The 17,627-nt window shown below is 46.8% G+C and carries 17 protein-coding genes and 4 tRNA genes; 13 read left to right on the top strand and 8 right to left on the bottom strand.

Annotation, left to right across the window (positions count from 1 at the left end):
• Positions 1–176 precede the first annotated feature (176 nt).
• Positions 177–965, bottom strand: a complete 789-nt coding sequence (locus tag ACWA5Z_RS05775) for a DUF4198 domain-containing protein (protein ID WP_431050639.1) — start codon at positions 963–965, stop codon at positions 177–179.
• Positions 966–1,130: 165 nt separating this feature from the next.
• Here ACWA5Z_RS05775 and ACWA5Z_RS05780 point away from each other — a divergent pair, with 165 nt between their 5' ends.
• From ACWA5Z_RS05780 to ACWA5Z_RS05840, 13 genes are all read left to right on the top strand, one after another.
• Positions 1,131–1,370 (top strand): transferrin-binding protein-like solute binding protein, encoded by a 240-nt coding sequence (locus ACWA5Z_RS05780; protein ID WP_449343122.1) that lies wholly within the window; start codon positions 1,131–1,133, stop codon positions 1,368–1,370.
• Positions 1,371–1,444: 74 nt separating this feature from the next.
• Positions 1,445–2,911, top strand: coding sequence for a surface lipoprotein assembly modifier (locus tag ACWA5Z_RS05785; protein WP_431050641.1), 1,467 nt, complete (start codon positions 1,445–1,447; stop codon positions 2,909–2,911).
• A 122-nt stretch (positions 2,912–3,033) separates the two neighbouring features.
• Positions 3,034–4,740, top strand: a complete 1,707-nt coding sequence (gene proS / locus ACWA5Z_RS05790; RefSeq protein ID WP_431050643.1) for a proline--tRNA ligase — start codon at positions 3,034–3,036, stop codon at positions 4,738–4,740.
• A gap of 272 nt (positions 4,741–5,012) precedes the next feature.
• Positions 5,013–5,444: a DUF805 domain-containing protein gene (locus ACWA5Z_RS05795; RefSeq protein ID WP_431050645.1), complete on the top strand. Its 432-nt coding sequence runs from the start codon at positions 5,013–5,015 to the stop codon at positions 5,442–5,444.
• Positions 5,445–5,447: 3 nt separating this feature from the next.
• The gene (locus ACWA5Z_RS05800; protein ID WP_431050647.1) at positions 5,448–6,029 is read left to right on the top strand and encodes a hypothetical protein; all 582 of its coding nucleotides are present in this window, start codon (positions 5,448–5,450) and stop codon (positions 6,027–6,029) included.
• A gap of 10 nt (positions 6,030–6,039) precedes the next feature.
• On the top strand, positions 6,040–6,663 hold the full coding sequence (yihA, locus tag ACWA5Z_RS05805) for a ribosome biogenesis GTP-binding protein YihA/YsxC (RefSeq protein WP_431050649.1): 624 nt from the start codon (positions 6,040–6,042) through the stop codon (positions 6,661–6,663).
• A gap of 192 nt (positions 6,664–6,855) precedes the next feature.
• A complete protein-coding gene (locus tag ACWA5Z_RS05810) occupies positions 6,856–8,391 on the top strand; it encodes a YifB family Mg chelatase-like AAA ATPase (RefSeq protein ID WP_431050651.1) in 1,536 nt (511 codons plus the stop codon).
• A 163-nt stretch (positions 8,392–8,554) separates the two neighbouring features.
• A tRNA-Thr gene (locus ACWA5Z_RS05815) sits at positions 8,555–8,630 on the top strand.
• Positions 8,631–8,647: 17 nt separating this feature from the next.
• Positions 8,648–8,732 (top strand) — tRNA-Tyr (locus ACWA5Z_RS05820).
• A gap of 45 nt (positions 8,733–8,777) precedes the next feature.
• A tRNA-Gly gene (locus tag ACWA5Z_RS05825) sits at positions 8,778–8,852 on the top strand.
• Between the two features lie 3 nt (positions 8,853–8,855).
• A tRNA-Thr gene (locus ACWA5Z_RS05830) sits at positions 8,856–8,931 on the top strand.
• A gap of 103 nt (positions 8,932–9,034) precedes the next feature.
• Positions 9,035–10,219, top strand: a complete 1,185-nt coding sequence (tuf, locus tag ACWA5Z_RS05835; RefSeq protein ID WP_431050653.1) for an elongation factor Tu — start codon at positions 9,035–9,037, stop codon at positions 10,217–10,219.
• An 85-nt stretch (positions 10,220–10,304) separates the two neighbouring features.
• Positions 10,305–10,793 carry a hypothetical protein gene (locus ACWA5Z_RS05840; protein WP_431050655.1) on the top strand — a complete coding sequence of 163 codons (489 nt, stop codon included), beginning with the start codon at positions 10,305–10,307 and terminating at the stop codon, positions 10,791–10,793.
• Between the two features lie 15 nt (positions 10,794–10,808).
• On the opposite strand, the gene ACWA5Z_RS05845 is transcribed toward ACWA5Z_RS05840, so the two are convergent.
• From ACWA5Z_RS05845 to ACWA5Z_RS05875, 7 genes are all read right to left on the bottom strand, one after another.
• Positions 10,809–11,783, bottom strand: a complete 975-nt coding sequence (locus ACWA5Z_RS05845; protein WP_431050657.1) for an NAD(P)-dependent oxidoreductase — start codon at positions 11,781–11,783, stop codon at positions 10,809–10,811.
• Between the two features lie 30 nt (positions 11,784–11,813).
• Positions 11,814–12,761: a sugar kinase gene (locus ACWA5Z_RS05850; RefSeq protein WP_431050659.1), complete on the bottom strand. Its 948-nt coding sequence runs from the start codon at positions 12,759–12,761 to the stop codon at positions 11,814–11,816.
• A 4-nt stretch (positions 12,762–12,765) separates the two neighbouring features.
• Complete coding sequence (locus tag ACWA5Z_RS05855; protein WP_431050661.1) at positions 12,766–13,533, bottom strand: sugar phosphate isomerase/epimerase family protein; 768 nt, start codon at positions 13,531–13,533, stop codon at positions 12,766–12,768.
• Between the two features lie 109 nt (positions 13,534–13,642).
• Positions 13,643–14,656, bottom strand: coding sequence for a LacI family DNA-binding transcriptional regulator (locus tag ACWA5Z_RS05860; RefSeq protein WP_431050663.1), 1,014 nt, complete (start codon positions 14,654–14,656; stop codon positions 13,643–13,645).
• Between the two features lie 18 nt (positions 14,657–14,674).
• The gene (locus ACWA5Z_RS05865) at positions 14,675–15,946 is read right to left on the bottom strand and encodes a TRAP transporter large permease (protein WP_431050665.1); all 1,272 of its coding nucleotides are present in this window, start codon (positions 15,944–15,946) and stop codon (positions 14,675–14,677) included.
• Entirely contained in the window at positions 15,943–16,461 is a 519-nt protein-coding gene (locus ACWA5Z_RS05870) for a TRAP transporter small permease (RefSeq protein ID WP_431050667.1), read from the bottom strand. The genes ACWA5Z_RS05865 and ACWA5Z_RS05870 overlap by 4 nt, the downstream gene beginning before the upstream one ends.
• A gap of 58 nt (positions 16,462–16,519) precedes the next feature.
• A complete protein-coding gene (locus tag ACWA5Z_RS05875) occupies positions 16,520–17,521 on the bottom strand; it encodes a TRAP transporter substrate-binding protein (protein WP_431050669.1) in 1,002 nt (333 codons plus the stop codon).
• Positions 17,522–17,627: the final 106 nt, after the last annotated feature.

A 17,627-nucleotide genomic window follows, 5' to 3' on the forward strand; every position in this document is an offset into this window, starting at 1 on the left:
ATTATTTTGTGTTGAGACAATATCAACATCAACACTATTTACTTTTGCTCAACAGTGAAGCCAATAAATTGATGGTGCAAGAACTGCTCGAGTCGGCGTAATGGAAGCAAAGTGCGGTTGAAACAGCGGCAGAAATCTTTTTCTGCCGCTGTTTTAGTTGGCGTGACTTTACTATCTTATTTGACTAAGAAAGTATAAGTACTATACATTTTTTTCTTCTGGCACACTTTTTGATCCGGGAATTCGGCTTCATGGCTGGTTTTCAGTTTCCAGTTGCCTTGTAATGCCGGAATAAAATTCATGATTCCTTTCTTATCGGTTTTGCCGGAAAAGGCTTGCGGCTCACGATGATCCATCACCGCGTCCCAATCCAATTTGGTCAGAGTGTCGGTGGTGCCGATAATGGTTGCGCCTTTCACCGGTTCACCGTTATACAACACTTGCACCGGCACTACTTGCATTGGTTTGATTTGGCTTGGATCAACCAACGGCACGATTTCCAGCTCTAACCCGACCGGTTTTTGTGCAAAATCAGTCACTTTGCTATCCAAATTAAAATAGGTGGTGGCATACATGCTGGATTGCTCACAGTAATTTGCATCAGGCACTTCGTTCATACTTTGCATTTTCCAACCGTCGGCATTTTTTGACCAGAAGGTCGGGCGATAGGTTGAACTGATTTTATATTCGCCTGCGTTCAAGGCTTGCGGGCTGACGTAGTGGTAGTTTTCTCCCTGCTGTTGCAGCGCTTCGGTTTTACTTGGGGTAACCAGTTGCAATGGCGGGAAAATGTGCAGGCGTTTTTCCGGAATCGGATCGCCGGCAGGGAAATTATCGCCGTAGCCCAACACCGCCAGTAACGGCTTTCCTTGTTCGGCATTTTGCGCATACACCCACAGATCATGGGCTTGGGTTAATGAACTGGCGGATAAGGCACAAAGTGCGGTCAACATAACTTTTTTCATCAATTTATCCTCTTCAATTATCAATCATGTCAATTGTTGATTCTCATTTACTGAGCTGTAAATGAGAATTGATTGCGATACTAGCATATTTTTATGACAGAACAATGACAAATTTGTAAAGCAATGAAATAAATTTTCAGAACTAAAGAGATAACTAAAAAAGTATTGAGTCAAGGATCGTCGTATGACGGACTGATTATAGTCGATTCAACAATATCCGACGGCGCTTTTAACGGAACCGGGGTTATTAACTTTAACGAAGAAGATAAAAAAGAGTGGGGCATAGGAGAAAATCAGGTTAAAGCCCCTCTCACCGGTGCTTTCTTCGGTGAGCATGCGAAAGAAATTGCCGGTGAGGCGCATAACGGTAAATGGGGGGTGGTGTTTGCCGCCGGGAAGCAATAAAAATAGCGTCAGTTAAAAAATAGCTTATAATCGGGGCTGTCTAATTTAGATAGCCCTATTTGTTGAGAAGAAAAATGAAAAAAAACCGTTCTTTTTATATGTTTTCCACGCTGACGTTAGCGTTATCAAGCGGTTTAAGTGCGGTTGCCTATGCCGAAACCGTCACCCCCGAACAGTTGTCACGCATGGATCTGCCGGACGAGAAGATCCAAGTGGCGAAACCTGACTTGCCTAAACCGAAGGTGCAAGTGCCGGATAACCAATCGGCACAATCGGTCAGCATGACCAAAGAACAACTGGCGCAATATCCGGAATTGATCACGCGTGCGTTGATTCCGGCAGTTATGCAGAATCATACCGAGGGCGTGCTGTTACTGTTGCCGTTGTATCAACGCCAAGCAAGCCAAGATCCGTTTTTGCTGACTTGGGCAAGTGCGGTGGCGGCGCGTGCCGAGGGCGATTATGCGCAAGCGATTCGATTATACCGCCAACTGTTCGCGCAAAACCCGAACCTTATCCCGTTGCGTTACCAATTGGCACAGAGTCTGTTTTTAAATAACGATAATGAGGCGGCAAAAGATCAGTTTGAAAAGCTACGCAGCGAGCCGTTGGCACCGGACTTTTTGGCGCATATCAATCAATATTTGACCGCACTTAATAAACGCGATCAATGGTCATTCCAAGGCGGCTTGAGTTATTTAAACGAACCGAATGTCAATAATGCCCCGAAAGCCGGCACAAAGATCGGAGAGTGGAGCGCATGGCAAAAGGAGGCGGCGGAGGGGGTAAGTTATAATCTGAGTGCCGATAAAAAATGGTCGCTGCAAGACGGCTTTTTTGCCAAATTCAGCTTATCGGGTTACGGGCGTTATTATTGGGATAACAAAAAATATAATGAATTGAACGGACGTATCAGTGCGGGTTTGGGGTATCAAACGGCGCAAACCGAAATCAGCTTAATGCCGTTCACTGAACGGCGCTGGTACGGCGGCGGTTCTTCGGGCAGCGATTCGTTAAAGCAGTTTTCCCAAAATTCAGGGCTGCGTTTTGATCTCAGCCATTGGCTTGCGCCGCGTTGGCAGATTTCAACCGCACTTGAATATGGCGAACAGCGTTATGTCAGCCGTAAGCACCTAAACGGTAACAATTATTTATGGTCGAATACGCTGTTATTTATGCCAAACAGCAGTCAATACTGGTTTGTCGGGGCGGATTACAACCGTGATAATGCGCGCGATAAAAGCGACGCTTATACGCGGATTGGAACGCGGATCGGTTGGGGACAAGAGTGGTCGTGGGGCATTTCCAGCCGTGTGGCGTTGAATTATGCCGTACGCCGTTACAAGGCAAATACGCCGATTTTCAATCAATTACAGAAAAACAAAGAGTACGGCGCGCAAGCCAGCTTATGGCACCGCGATTGGCATATTTGGGGCGCCACCCCGCGTATTACCTGGGCTTACACCAAAGTGGACAGCAACAATGCGTTTTACCGCTACGATAAAAGCCGGGTGTATTTGGAAGTGAGTAAACGGTTTTAGACCGCACTTGCTGCCGGGTTTACAAATAGTCGTGTTTTGCCACGGCTATTTTTGTTTTGAATATACGGCGCCGGTGCTAGAATAGGCGCAATTTTATTAAAAAGTGAATAACAGGAAATTTCATGCGTACATCAAACTACCTACTCTCCACCCTTAAAGAAACACCGAACAATGCGGAAGTGGTCAGCCACCAATTAATGCTGCGTGCCGGCATGATTCGCCCGTTGGCGTCGGGCTTGTATATTTGGACCCCGACCGGTTTAAAAGTGCTGCGTAAGGTGGAAAAAATCGTGCGTGAGGAGATGGACAAGAGTGGTGCGTTGGAAGTGTCAATGCCGGTGGTGCAGCCGGGCGATTTGTGGGTGGAGTCCGAACGTTGGGAACAATACGGACCCGAGCTGTTGCGTTTCACCGACCGTGGCGACCGCCCTTTTGTGTTAGGTCCGACCCACGAAGAAGTGATCACCGATTTGGTGCGGCGCGAACTGACCTCGTATAAACAGTTGCCGATCAATCTGTATCAAATCCAAACCAAATTCCGTGACGAAGTGCGCCCGCGTTTCGGCGTGATGCGTGCGCGCGAATTTTTGATGAAAGACGCCTACTCTTTCCACCTGACCCAAGAGAGTTTGCAGCAGACTTATGACCTGATGTATCAAACCTATAGCAATATTTTCACCCGTTTGGGGCTGGATTTTCGCGCGGTACAGGCGGACACCGGTTCGATCGGCGGCAGTGCCTCCCATGAATTTCAGGTGTTGGCGGCAAGCGGTGAGGACGATATCGTGTTTTCCACCGAATCGGATTATGCCGCCAATATCGAATTGGCCGAAGCGGTGGCGCTGGGCGAACGCGGCGAGCCGACGGAAGAATTGCGTTTAGTCGATACGCCGAACTGCAAAACCATTGCCGCCTTAGTGGAGCAATTCGGTTTAGCGATTGAGAAAACCGTGAAAACCCTGATTGTGCATGCGAGCGAACAGAGCGGTCATAAATTGGTGGCGTTGATGGTGCGTGGCGATCATGAACTGAACGAAGTCAAGGCCGAGAAATTGGCCGAAGTCGCCAGCCCGTTAGTGTTTGCCGACGAGGCGGAAATTCGCGCCGCACTTGGGGCAGGCGCGGGTTCATTAGGACCGATTAATTTGCCGATTCCGGTGATTATTGACCGCACCGTTGCCAATATGAGCGATTTCGGCGCCGGGGCGAATATCGACGGTAAACACTATTTCGGCATTAACTGGCAGCGCGATCTGCCGCTGGCGCAAGTCGCCGATCTGCGCAATGTGGTCGAGGGCGACCCAAGCCCGTGCGGCAAAGGCACGCTGCAAATTAAACGCGGTATCGAAGTGGGGCATATCTTCCAACTGGGCGATAAATATTCGCAAGCGATGAACGCCACCGTGCAGGGCGAAGACGGTCGTCCGCAAGTGCTGACCATGGGTTGCTACGGTATCGGCGTGAGCCGTGTGGTTGCTGCGGCGATTGAACAAAACCACGACGAACGCGGGATCATGTGGCCGGCACAAATCGCGCCGTTCCAAGTGGCGATTGTGCCGATGAATATGCACAAATCGGAAGCGGTGCGGCAGTACGCCGAAGAACTGTACCGCACTTTGCAGCAGCAAGGCGTAGACGTGATTTTTGACGACCGCAAAGAGCGCCCGGGCGTGATGTTTGCCGATATGGAATTAATCGGCGTGCCGCACACCATTGTGATCGGCGAGAAAAACCTGCTTAACGGCGAAGTGGAATACAAAAACCGTTACAGCGGTGAGAAACAGATGATCGCCAAAGCACAGGTATTGGATTTTCTTGCGCAGTGTTAACACGCTGCCGCAAGCATGATTTTGATGAGCCGGCGATAACCGGCTCTTTTTTTGTGCGAAGATTGCATTGTGTAAAAAATGAGCATGAGGATAAGCCGGGTTGTGAGAACGTTTTTATTTACTTTCTATTAGTCAATTGCAACGGGCGTTATATGATTCGAATGCCTAATCTGGAGGCTGAAATTCAGCGTTAAGCGAATTACCTCGAAAATCCGCGGAAATCCTTTATAATGACCGCACTTTGATTCACTCAAATACGAGGATATGGGCGGATGTCATTATGGCAACTGTTATTTGCCTTTAAAGGGCGTTTAAACCGTGTTGGGTTTTGGCAAGGATTCGGGATCTGCTTTGCCGTATTGTTACTGCTGGCTAATGCGCTGCCAATGCAACAACTGTTCCAACAAACGCCGACCGCACTTTTGGCTTCCGCCTTATTGTTGCTGGTGGGCTGGTGCTTTTTGGCCGTGGTGGTGAAACGTTTGCACGACCGTGGGCGCAGTGGAAGTGCGGTGACGATCATCATTTTTCCCGTGCTGTGCTATGTTATCGCCAATTATAGCGAAGGTATGATGGCGTGGGCGTTGGGCAAATTTTTACCGCTGTTTTTCGCAGTGTTGCTGTCATTGGACTGGGGTGTTTTTCGCGGACAAGCCGAAGCAAACCGTTACGGCGAACGAGGATTGGCGTTAAAGCTGAAATAAAATATGCCGAAAAAACAAATTGTTATCTTAATATGTGCTGTTTTGTCAGCGGCTTGCAGCAGCCCGAACCGCAGTTTGTCGTTTTTTGATCCGCAAGGTCAGATCCGGCAGATGACATTTTCGACATCGGCAGACAGCCAGCAGCCTGCGGTGACGATCGGCGACCGCACTTTGTTGTTGCAGCAGCTGGAAGAACGCAAGCTGTTGTTGGCGTTGAACCGGCAGGATCAGCCGCTCAGTCGGCATATCCGACATGATATCCGTGAGTTGGAACTGTATGAATTGGGGCAGGGCGGTTTTGTCGATGTTTATCGGCTGCGCAGCGAGGACATTTGCCGCCGTTTTATGCGTAATCAATCGCTGAACGTTGCTCATGCAGTGACTTTTTATCAGCAAAATCCGCAGGGACAGCCGCGTATGTTCGGCGTGATCTCGGATTTTCCCCTCAATTATAAACAAGCGCCGATCAAGCCGAATGCCATACGAACCATACCCGACGGCGCACAGGATTATACGGAGTTGGTACAGGGCAGCGCCCGTAAGATCCACTCATTTTTAGACAATGTGATTTGTCACCAACATTAGGAATAACAGCGTGTCAGAAATTAAATTGAATTATCATAAAACCCATTTTTTAACCAGTGCGCCGGACATCCGCCATATGCCGTCAGACGAGGGCATTGAGATCGCCTTTGCCGGGCGCTCCAACGCCGGAAAATCGACCGCACTTAACAGCCTGACCAACCAAAAAAGTCTGGCGCGCACCTCGAAAACCCCGGGGCGCACACAGTTAATCAACCTGTTTGAAGTGGAAGAACAGTGTAAAATCGTCGATTTGCCCGGTTACGGCTACGCCGCCGTGCCGGAACAGATGAAAATCAAATGGCAACAGGCGCTGGGCGAATACCTGCAAAAACGCGAATGTTTGGGCGGCGTAGTGATCTTAATGGATATCCGCCACCCGTTAAAAGATTTGGATCAACAGATGATCGAATGGGCGGTCGCCTCGCAATTACCGCTCTTGCTGTTGCTGACCAAAGCCGACAAACTCAGCCAAAGCGCGCGCAGCAAACAAGTCAAACTGGTGCGCGAAGCGATCCTGCCGTTTCAGGGCGATATTCAAGTCGAGGCTTTCTCGGCATTAAACAAAATCGGCATTGATAAACTGGCGGCAAAACTGGACGGCTGGTTTGCGCCGAATTTTGCAGCGGCAGAATAATGCAGATTTCTTAACAGTATATGAAAACGGTAGTTTAATCAGTTAAGCTACCGTTTTTTATTATACAAATAAAAGCATATTCGCTATTTTTGATTTTTGCGATCCGGATCGCAAACATTTTGCCCGCCACTTCCTTTCCCACCGCACTTTTTATATTTTCACGGCACTTTTATGTTTACTGTGGAAGAAAAAATGTCATTAGCGATAGTTTACAGCCGCGCCTGTATCGGGGTGCAAGCACCGTTGGTTACGATTGAAGTGCATATGAGCCGCGGCAAGCCCGGTTTAACGCTGGTTGGCTTGCCGGAAACCGCGGTGAAAGAGGCGCGCGATCGGGTGCGCAGCGCACTGATTAATGCGCGCTTTGAGTATCCGATGGCACGGGTTACGATTAACCTTGCGCCCGCCGATTTGCCGAAAGAGGGCGGACGCTACGATCTGGCGATTGCCTTGGGAATGCTGGCGGCGTCGGGGCAGATTTCAGCGGAAAAATTGGCACAATATGAATTTTTGGGCGAACTGGCATTAACCGGCGAATTGCGCGGCACGCAGGGCGTGATTCCGGCGGTGATTGAAGCCAAAAAACAGAAGCGCAAGCTGATTATTGCCAATGAAAACGCCGAGCAAGCGGGTTTATTGAGCGAACACGAAACCTATTTTGCCGAATCGTTGTTGCAGGTGGCGGCGTTTTTGCAAGGACAAGACGAATTACCGCTGGCGCAGATGACGGACTTTCCCAAACCGGATTTTTCTGCGCCCAACCGTTGCTTAACCGATATTATCGGGCAGCAACACGCCAAACGAGCCCTAACCATTGCCGCCGCCGGACAACATAACCTACTGTTTTTAGGGCCGCCGGGCACAGGCAAAACCATGCTTGCCAGCCGTTTGACCGCACTTTTGCCGGAAATGAACGATCAAGAAGCGATTGAAACCGCCGCCGTTGCCAGTTTGGTGCAAACCCGTCTGAACAGTTATGCCTGGCGACAGCGTCCGTTTCGCACGCCGCACCATAGCGCGTCGTTAGCGGCGCTGGTCGGCGGTGGTTCGAATCCACGCCCGGGAGAAATTTCATTGGCGCATAACGGTGTGCTGTTTTTAGACGAACTGCCGGAATTTGAGCGCAAAGTATTGGACGCCTTGCGCGAACCGTTGGAATCGGGCGAGATTATTATTTCACGCGCCAATGCCAAAGTTTGGTTTCCGGCAAAATTTCAACTGATTGCGGCGATGAATCCCAGCCCGACCGGGCATTATCAGGGGGTACATAACCGCACTTCGCTGCAGCAAGTCATGCGTTATCTGAATCGCTTATCCGGTCCGTTTCTCGATCGTTTTGATTTATCAATTGAAGTGCCATTGCTGCCCGCCGGCAGCCTGCAACAACAAGGTGATCGCGGTGAAACCAGTGAACAAGTGCGGTCTAAGGTGGTGGCGGTACGGCAAAAACAGCTGGCACGCAGCGGCGTGATTAATGCGCACCTCAGCGGTAAACTGTTAGATCAACATTGCCGTTTAAGCAGTGATGATGCCGCTTTTTTAGAGAATGCGTTGTTGCGTTTGGGCTTATCGGTGCGCGCCTATCATCGGATTTTAAAAGTATCGCGCACCATCGCCGATCTCGATAGCTGCGAAAATATTCAACGGCAGCATATCAGCGAAGCCTTAGGTTACCGCGCAATGGATCGTTTACTGGCACGTTTAGGCAAAGAAAATTCCGCCGGATAATATCGCGATTGATGAGGAAAACCGCACTTTGGCGCGGAAAACGGTTTAAATCCTATTCATCTTGTTTAAAAAGCAATCGAACAATGAAAAATTGTGATTTTTTTGCAAAAAATACTTGTCAGGGAAATTTATATCCCTATAATACGCCTCACTTGTTTGCGTCGCCGACTTAGCTCAGTAGGTAGAGCAACTGACTTGTAATCAGTAGGTCACCAGTTCGATTCCGGTAGTCGGCACCATTAGACAAGTATCGTGTGGAGGGATTCCCGAGCGGCCAAAGGGAGCAGACTGTAAATCTGCCGGCTCAGCCTTCGAAGGTTCGAATCCTTCTCCCTCCACCATTTTCAAATTCTAAAACCAAATGATTGGGGTAGATGAATAAGAACGCGGGCATCGTATAATGGCTATTACCTCAGCCTTCCAAGCTGATGACGCGGGTTCGATTCCCGCTGCCCGCTCCAAGCGCTGATATAGCTCAGTTGGTAGAGCACACCCTTGGTAAGGGTGAGGTCGGCAGTTCGAATCTGCCTATCAGCACCACTCTTTTCTTATTACTTCCATCATTTTAGTTGAAATCAATTTCTACATTAGGTTAATGTGGTAACTGAACCATCGATAACCGTGTTTGTTTAGAGGGACTAAAATGTCTAAAGAAAAATTTGAACGTACAAAACCGCACGTTAACGTGGGAACAATCGGCCACGTTGACCATGGTAAAACAACCTTAACCGCTGCAATCACAACCGTATTGGCGAAAACCTACGGCGGTGCTGCGCGTGCCTTCGATCAAATCGATAACGCGCCGGAAGAAAAAGCACGCGGTATCACCATCAACACCTCACACGTTGAATACGACACCCCTACCCGCCACTATGCGCACGTTGACTGCCCGGGACACGCCGACTATGTGAAAAACATGATCACCGGTGCGGCGCAAATGGACGGCGCGATCTTGGTTGTTGCGGCAACTGACGGTCCAATGCCACAAACTCGTGAACACATCCTGTTGGGTCGCCAAGTAGGCGTGCCTTACATCATCGTATTCTTAAACAAATGCGACATGGTTGATGACGAAGAGTTGTTGGAACTGGTTGAAATGGAAGTGCGTGAGCTTCTGTCTCAATACGATTTCCCGGGCGACGATACTCCAATCGTACGCGGTTCTGCGCTGAAAGCGTTGGAAGGCGACGCTGAGTGGGAAGCGAAAATCATCGAATTGGCAGAGCACTTGGATACTTACATCCCTGAGCCGGAGCGTGCGATCGACCAACCGTTCTTGTTACCAATCGAAGACGTGTTCTCCATTTCCGGCCGTGGTACGGTAGTTACCGGTCGTGTTGAGCGCGGTATCGTACGTACCGGTGACGAAGTTGAAATCGTCGGTATCAAAGACACCACCAAAACCACCGTTACCGGTGTCGAAATGTTCCGTAAACTGTTAGACGAAGGTCGTGCGGGTGAGAACATCGGTGCGTTGTTGCGTGGTACCAAACGTGAAGAAATCGAACGTGGCCAAGTCTTGGCGAAACCGGGTTCAATCACTCCGCACACTGACTTCGAATCAGAAGTGTACGTATTGTCTAAAGATGAAGGCGGTCGTCATACTCCGTTCTTCAAAGGCTACCGTCCGCAATTCTATTTCCGTACCACAGACGTAACCGGTACAATCGAGTTACCGGAAGGCGTGGAAATGGTAATGCCTGGCGACAACATCAAAATGGTTGTCAGCCTGATTCACCCGATTGCGATGGACCAAGGCTTACGCTTTGCGATTCGCGAAGGTGGTCGTACCGTTGGTGCGGGCGTTGTGGCGAAAATCATCAAATAATTGATTTTTAAGCAATAATCTAAGAGGGTGAACATCATGTTCACCCTTTTTGCTATCCGGATTATAGATAAATAAAGGATTTGTAATGCTGCCGATTAAACTGTTTTATGCGCTATTGATTCTACTGGTTTTATTGCCATTATTGGTTTTCCGCTTCAGTCGTTATAAAAATTCACTCAAAATCAACCGCACTTTAGCATTAGGATTGGCGGTATTGGCAGCGGTGTTATGGGGCATGGCAAATCAGTTGCTGGTGGTGACCGATGATAACCAAGTTACGGAATACGCCTTATTTATACCACAGCAATATCAATTAGATAATCAACAGCAACTTGACGTGCCATACCAATTCGGTTGGCGTAATGCCAGTGTAATCAATAACGGCAACATTCCGCTGATCTATGAAACGGTCAAATACGGTTCTTCTGACGTGAAGACGGAGGTGCGCGGTATTTTTCCTTATTCGATAGCCAAAGCGCTCCCGGAACCGATTAACTATACTTTTAGCGAACCGCCAAGTGCGGTACGCCTAACATTCGTCGGATCGGATTTAAGAGGTTGGATACATCGTTAAAGTGCGGTTAGCCGATTATCCTACAGCTGGATTTACCCAATTTTGGGTTGGTTTTTCAGATTTGAGTGCTGCAATTAAATTATCTACGGCACAGCGAGCCATATTATCGCGGGTTTCACTGGTAGCTGAACCGATGTGTGGCAGGAGAACGACATTTTGCAGCGCTATTAACGGAGAGTCGGGCGGCAGCGGCTCAACCTCAAATACATCCAGTCCAGCAGCTTTAATACTACCGCTTTGCAGAGCTACTATCAGCGCTTGTTGATCGACAATTTTGCCGCGTGCAGCGTTAATCAAAATGGCAGACGGCTTCATTAAAGCCAGCTTTTCTTTCGAAATCAATTTTTCCGTAGTCGGGACTAGTGGCAGTGTGATACAGACAAAATCAGCGCGCCGTAACAAATCATCTAACGGGCAGCGTTCGGCTTGGTATTGCCGTTCAACCTGCTCGTTTACTTGCTTGCCAGTGTACAACACTTTCATGTCAAAACCGCAATACGCTCTTTTGGCGACCGCACTTCCAATCCGTCCCATTCCCAGAATACCGATGGTTTTATGATGTACGTCCGTTCCGTAATACTCGGAACCGATACTGTGTTGCCATTGACCGGTACGGACTAGCATTGACAGCTCTACTGCGCGGCGCGCGGTAGCCAAAATTAAGGTGAAAATCGTATCGGCGGTTGTATCAGTCAAGACATTGGGAGTGTGCATTAAACGGATACCTCTCTGGGTTAAATCATCGACATTAAATTGATCATAACCGACGGAGATGGTTGAAATGGCTTTTAATTTCGGTGCAAATTGTAGCAGTTCTTGTTTGATTGGCACGCTGGCACCGATTAAACCGTCAGCCTGGGCTAAGGCGGCGATCACTTTATTGCGGTTATCCGTTGTGATGCCGTCAAAAGTGATGAGATTAAAGTGAGAAGCTAAACGGGCTTTTTGCTCATTCGGGATTTTTTTATAGAGAATAACGGTTTTTTTCATTGCTTTATCCTTAAAGTGCGGTTCGATTTATTAAAAAGCGCCCAACTGTTCTCGAGTCGGCAAGCCTTCACTGTCGCCAATCACTTGTATGGCAAGAGAGCCGATACGATTCCCGCGTTTAGCGGCCTGTATCAATGTTTTTCCTTCCAGTAAGGCACTGATTACTCCTACTGCAAAACCGTCACCGGCACCTACCGTGTCAACAATTTTTTCCACAGGACAAGGTGGAATCGTATCTTGATTTCCCTGATGATCTTTGAAGTAAGCCCCTTGTTCGCCCAGTTTAATAATGACGGCTTTCACCCCTTTTTCCAGATAAAAATCGGCAATCGCTTCGGCAGCTCTTAAACCGGTTAAAATACGTCCTTCTTTAATGCCTGGCAGTACCCAGTCGGCTTTGCTGGCGAGTTGGTTTAAACTTCTTACCATCTCTTGTTCGCTTTTCCAAAGTGTCGGACGCAAATTGGGATCAAAAGAGATAGTTTTGCCTGCCGTTCGCATAAAATCGATCAAATGTAATGATAAGCGGTAGCTGCTGTCGGATAAAGCGGCGGCAACTCCGCTTAAATGCAGGTGACGGGCATTCAGGAACGGCGCAGGTGTGAAATCGGCAAGCGATAGATAGCTGGCTGCCGAGCCTTTGCGAAAATATTCTACCGCAGGATCAGTTCCTTGCTCCGCTTTGGCTTTCAGTTGAAAGCCGGTCGGATAGTGCGGATCAATGCTGACACAATCATGGTGAATATTTTCTTTAGCCAGTTGTTGCAAAATAAATTGTCCGAAAGAGTCATTACCAACCCGACTTAACCACGCCACTTTAAACCCGAGACGAGCCAAGCCGGTGGCGACATTGAGTTCCGCACCGGCAACACGTTTGGTGAAATGCGTAATTTCAGATAAGTTTCCAGTTTCAGCCGCGACAAACATTGCCATGGCTTCACCATAGGTAATCACATCTAGAATAGGCTGTTTTGACATAGGGTTATCCTCTCAATAGTTCGACAAAGTGTCGCGATATAGCGACTAAATCGCCGCCGATTAACGGAAACTCAATCCCGCGTGCGACATTTTGCGGTAAATATCGTTGCACGATTTGCAAATAGCGATCCTCTTGATTTTTGGGCGGAACAGTTATTCGTTTTCCAGTGGTATCAAGTGCGGTTGATTTAATATGGATATAGCCGACATAAGCCGCCAACTGTTGGGCGGCAAGTTGCGGATCTTGTTCCGCCCATGCCCAATTACCGCTGTCAAAAGCCAGTCGCAACGGCACATGGTGTCTTGTCAGCCATTGGGTAAACGCGACCATGCTATTCAAGTTACCGCTCTTTTTGGCTTGATCATTTTCGATGACACATTGAATTTCAGGGTACATATCCATAATTTGCTTTAAAGTATCGGCTAATACCGCTGGCGTATCAGGCTTAAAATCACCAAGTGAGAATTTGAGAAGGTCGGCATTAAGTTGCCGTGCTTCAGCAAAATATTGCCGCAGCTGCGGATGGATTTTTTCCGGTGATATCCACAATGGAAAAGGAACCGAATAGAAGCAGGCTAATTGAGCTTGTTTGATCTTATTCGCCAGTCGGGGGAGTTCTGACAATACTTCGTCTGAAAATAATTCCCGACGGATTTCAACCCCATCTGCGCCTGAGGCTTTGATGACGGTGAGAATTTCTCCCTGTCCGCCGATGCTTTTGATGTAATCGGCTCCATAAGCGGAAGTGGTTATAATTATTTTTCTGCGCATAATGTGTATTCCTTGATTTTTATTTTTCTCTAATTTTATTTTCTATCAGTTAATTGGTTGGAACCGATACCATTTCTTGTTAAAAAAGAGACGGTAACTCCCTTTTGGCTTAAGCCGATTCTCTGATGATTAATTCCCCCGGATAGAATACATTTTGAAAATCCGAAGTGTCGCCATTCATGCGTTGATAGAGTAATTCGAAAGCGTTAAAACCTATTTGGAACGTCGGTTGCTTCAGCGTCGTGATTCCGCCGCCGACCAGCGCGGCCCAAATTGGATCGTCAAAACCGATTAAGCCGATATCTTTGCCCCATTCTAATTTCAAGCGTTTTAGAGAAAGCGAGATATTTAGTGTAACGGCACCGTTAACCGAGATAATCGCTTTGCGCATACCGCGATTTTTGGCACAAAATTCAGTAATGACGCTATCCATTTTTTGTTGATCCTTGCTGCTGACTAATTCAGCGACTGTGCCACTACAGTGTTGATTTGCCGTAATTATTTGTTTGAACGTGTCAGTGTGTTTTTGGCGCGGTTGTATATCGTTAATCGTTTCCGTGATAAATAAAATTGCTTCAAAACCGCTACGAATGAGATGTTCCGTCACTAACGTAGAGGCTTGTTCGTTATCCAGACCTACGACATCGCAATTCAGCTCATGGATTTGCCGATCGATAGAGACAATAGGGAGAGAAAATTGTTTAAAGTTATCGTCATGAGTGCGTAGTGCATGGATAATGACACCTTCAACTTGATAGCTGAACATCAATTGTAAAATCTGTTTTTCTTGCTCAAACTGATTATTGGTATTAAAAACAAGCAAGGTATAACCATATTCACGGCTGGCGGCCTCGATCCCTTGCATGACATCAATGGAATAGGGATTATTGATGTCGGCAAAGATCAGCGCAATCAGTCGGGTGCGCCCGCGTTTCATACTTCGAGCGATTTGGCTAGGTTGGTAATTCAGCGTTTCGATGGCTTGTGCAATCTTCTTTTGCATATTATCCGACAGCACATGAAATTCGCCGTTCAGATAGCGCGATACACTGGTTTTTCCTACTTTTGCCAAGGTTGCCACATCGCTAATCGTGGCTTTTTTATTTCTCGAAGTTGTTTTCATATTATACATGCCTAATGATTATAAAAAGACATTATTCAATAAAATGGCCGGCATGAAAATAACAATAGCCAATACAATTAAAATAATTGTAATATACGGCATCACTGCTTTAAAGGATCTGTCAATGGGCAGATTACCAATCACACTGGCAATTAATAAACACAATCCGTAAGGCGGTGTGACCAATCCTACTGACAGGGTAATAATGATGACAATACCTAGTTGTATCGGATCAACGCCTATTGTTTGCGCCACCGGATAAATTACTGGTACGAATAAGACCATCGCAGGGATAGCATCCATAAAAGTACCGATAAACAGGAAGAATAAAATAATCAGCAATAGAAATACATATTGGCTGCCGCCGATATCATTGAAGAAACCGGCAACTAAGGTATTGATTCTGAAATAGCCTAAAAACTCACCTAAAGCGGAAGCTGCGGCCAAGGCGAATAAAGACAAGCAGCTTAATTTTAAGGTTTCGATTAAAATTTTCGGTAAATCTCGAAAGGTAATCGTTTTATAGAAATAAGCACTGACGAAGTAAGCATATAAGGCAGCAAAAGCGGCGGCTTCGGTCGGTGTAAACACGCCGAAAACAATTCCACCGATAATAATCAGAGGCGTGATCAATGCCGGAATCGAGTTTTTAAAGAGTTGCAGAAAAACGTTCCACGGCATTTTTGCTTCGCGCGGCAGTGCACTACGAACCGCAACATAATAGATAAAGAACATCATGCCGAGACCGATGGCAATACCGGGTAAAATGCCGCCGATAAACAGTTTACCGACGGAGGTATTGGTTAATCCGCCGTAGATTACCATCGTGATGCTAGGCGGAATAATGCTGCCGATGGTGGAAGAGGCAGCGGTCACCCCCACCGCCATTTCACGGCTGTAGCCTTTTTCAAGCATATTCGGAATTAAAATTTTTCCTACACCGGCGGTATCGGCTTGTGAAGAACCGCTTACACCGGCAAACAACATGGATACCATCACATTGGCATGGCCTAAACCACCGGGACAACGCCCGACGATCCCTAAGGAAAAATCAATCAGTTTTCTTGAAATATTGCCTTGGTTCATAATAGTGGCGGTTAATACAAAGAGCGGTACGGCCAACAACACATAAGAGTTCAAACCGTAAAACATCTTCATCGGAATCATGGTATTCGGCACGCCGCTGATTGTCGCGATACCGATTAATGCGGCGATTGCAATGGAAAATGCAATTGGAATACCGATAAGAATCAGCACGATAAATAGGATTGTTACCAATAATAGCGTCATGATTTTTCTCCTAATGTGTCATCGGTATCATCAGATAGCGGCGTGCCGTTTTTAAGTGCGGTGATCTGTTTAATCATATCTTCAACTAAATAGATCACGATACTGATAAAGGTAATCGGCAGGATCAGCCAGACATAACCTTGTTTTAAACTTGGAATACTAATCCAACGCGAGTTCCAGAAAGTACTGGTGATTTCTGCACTGTAGACAAAGCAAAAAGCACAGAAAACGATGATAATGACATCTTGTACAATAAGCAGAAGCGGTTTTTTCTGCGGTGAAAACTGGCCGTTCAGCAGCGTGAAGCTGAAATGTTGTTTGTGTTTGGCCATCACCGCGGCACCCAGCAACATAGACCAGATAAATGCGTTAACCGAGATTTCTTCGGTCCATGTGGCGCTAATGCCTAAATAGCGAGTGCCGACTTGGAGCAGGGTGGTGATGACAAAAATCACCAAAAGCAGTGTACCGAGCCACAGTTGTATTTTTTCCAAATAATCAGTCAATTTTTGCATATATCCCCCTGATCCAAGGTTATAACAAAATAAATTCTAACAATTTAACCAATTGAATTTATTTTGTATTTCTGATTTGTTGTAATGTATCTGTCATACCGTGTTTTTTCGCCCATTGATCTTGAATGGTTTGGGCGGTGGCACTGAACGGTTGCGTATCCACGCTGTTAATCACGGCGCCGTCTGCAATCGCTTTGTCTTTATACTGATTTTCTTCACTATAAATAGCATTGCGTTCAGCCTGTGTCGCTTCTTTGATTGCGGTTTCTAATATTGTTTTTTGCTCTTCACTCATACTGTCCCAAACATTTGCCTTCATTAATAAAAGGCGCGTTGTGTAATCATGGGCGGTTTCGGAAATATATTTTCCGTTAGCGGTTTTGTGATGTTCCATCGGTACAAGATACGGATAAGCATTTTCAGAACCGTCCACTACATTACTGGCTAAGGCTTGATATAGCTCCGCCCAGGCTACGGAAGTAGGAATCGCCCCGATTGAGGTCCAAAAATCGGACACTACACCAGCGGTTTGCGTTCTGATTTTTAATCCTTTGGCATCATCAGGTGTATTAATCGGTTTTTTACCGTACCAATGGCGCACACCGGCAGTCCAGTAGGCGATGACATAGTATTTATTCCCCGATTTTTGATAAATGATATCGGCAATTTTCTTGCCGATATCACTGTCAACCACTTTCTCCCAGTGACTATAGTTATTGAATAGGTAGAGTAAAGAAAACAGATCCACTTCATCGATACCGGCAGAAGTCATAAATCCCGGTGAAACCAACACGATATCTGCACCGCCCAAGACGAGTTTTTCAACTAACTCGTTTTCGTTCGTACCGATAGTTCCGGCATGAACTTCGATATCAAATTTTCCGGATTGTTCGGCGGACTCTTTCAGTTTTAGCATGCCGGTTTGGTATGGACTGGTTATATTGGTTTGGTTGTGTGCGGCAACCAATTTTATCGGTTTATCACCATTATTGTTTGTGTTCTCTGCTTCTCCACACCCGATAATTGCGATTGACATTAACAACATTAATACTTTTTTCATAAATAACTCCGTTAAATTATGATTTCTGCCCATCTTAGCGTTTGCTAAAAAGAATTTTAGCTAGTAAAAAACTATCATGGAACTGGTTCCATTTATTAAAAAATAG

Source organism: Testudinibacter sp. P80/BLE/0925 (genome assembly GCF_053570785.1).

Excerpts from the sequence above, each read along its gene's own strand:
- ACWA5Z_RS05775 (WP_431050639.1), bottom strand. The coding sequence starts at position 965 with ATGAAAAAAGTTATGTTGACCGCACTTTGTGCCTTATCCGCCAGTTCA.
- ACWA5Z_RS05785 (WP_431050641.1), top strand. The coding sequence starts at position 1,445 with ATGAAAAAAAACCGTTCTTTTTATATGTTTTCCACGCTGACGTTAGCG.
- proS (WP_431050643.1), top strand. The coding sequence starts at position 3,034 with ATGCGTACATCAAACTACCTACTCTCCACCCTTAAAGAAACACCGAAC.
- ACWA5Z_RS05795 (WP_431050645.1), top strand. The coding sequence starts at position 5,013 with ATGTCATTATGGCAACTGTTATTTGCCTTTAAAGGGCGTTTAAACCGT.
- ACWA5Z_RS05800 (WP_431050647.1), top strand. The coding sequence starts at position 5,448 with ATGCCGAAAAAACAAATTGTTATCTTAATATGTGCTGTTTTGTCAGCG.
- ACWA5Z_RS05810 (WP_431050651.1), top strand. The coding sequence starts at position 6,856 with ATGTCATTAGCGATAGTTTACAGCCGCGCCTGTATCGGGGTGCAAGCA.
- tuf (WP_431050653.1), top strand. The coding sequence starts at position 9,035 with ATGTCTAAAGAAAAATTTGAACGTACAAAACCGCACGTTAACGTGGGA.
- ACWA5Z_RS05840 (WP_431050655.1), top strand. The coding sequence starts at position 10,305 with ATGCTGCCGATTAAACTGTTTTATGCGCTATTGATTCTACTGGTTTTA.
- ACWA5Z_RS05845 (WP_431050657.1), bottom strand. The coding sequence starts at position 11,783 with ATGAAAAAAACCGTTATTCTCTATAAAAAAATCCCGAATGAGCAAAAA.
- ACWA5Z_RS05850 (WP_431050659.1), bottom strand. The coding sequence starts at position 12,761 with ATGTCAAAACAGCCTATTCTAGATGTGATTACCTATGGTGAAGCCATG.
- ACWA5Z_RS05855 (WP_431050661.1), bottom strand. The coding sequence starts at position 13,533 with ATGCGCAGAAAAATAATTATAACCACTTCCGCTTATGGAGCCGATTAC.
- ACWA5Z_RS05860 (WP_431050663.1), bottom strand. The coding sequence starts at position 14,656 with ATGAAAACAACTTCGAGAAATAAAAAAGCCACGATTAGCGATGTGGCA.
- ACWA5Z_RS05865 (WP_431050665.1), bottom strand. The coding sequence starts at position 15,946 with ATGACGCTATTATTGGTAACAATCCTATTTATCGTGCTGATTCTTATC.
- ACWA5Z_RS05870 (WP_431050667.1), bottom strand. The coding sequence starts at position 16,461 with ATGCAAAAATTGACTGATTATTTGGAAAAAATACAACTGTGGCTCGGT.
- ACWA5Z_RS05875 (WP_431050669.1), bottom strand. The coding sequence starts at position 17,521 with ATGAAAAAAGTATTAATGTTGTTAATGTCAATCGCAATTATCGGGTGT.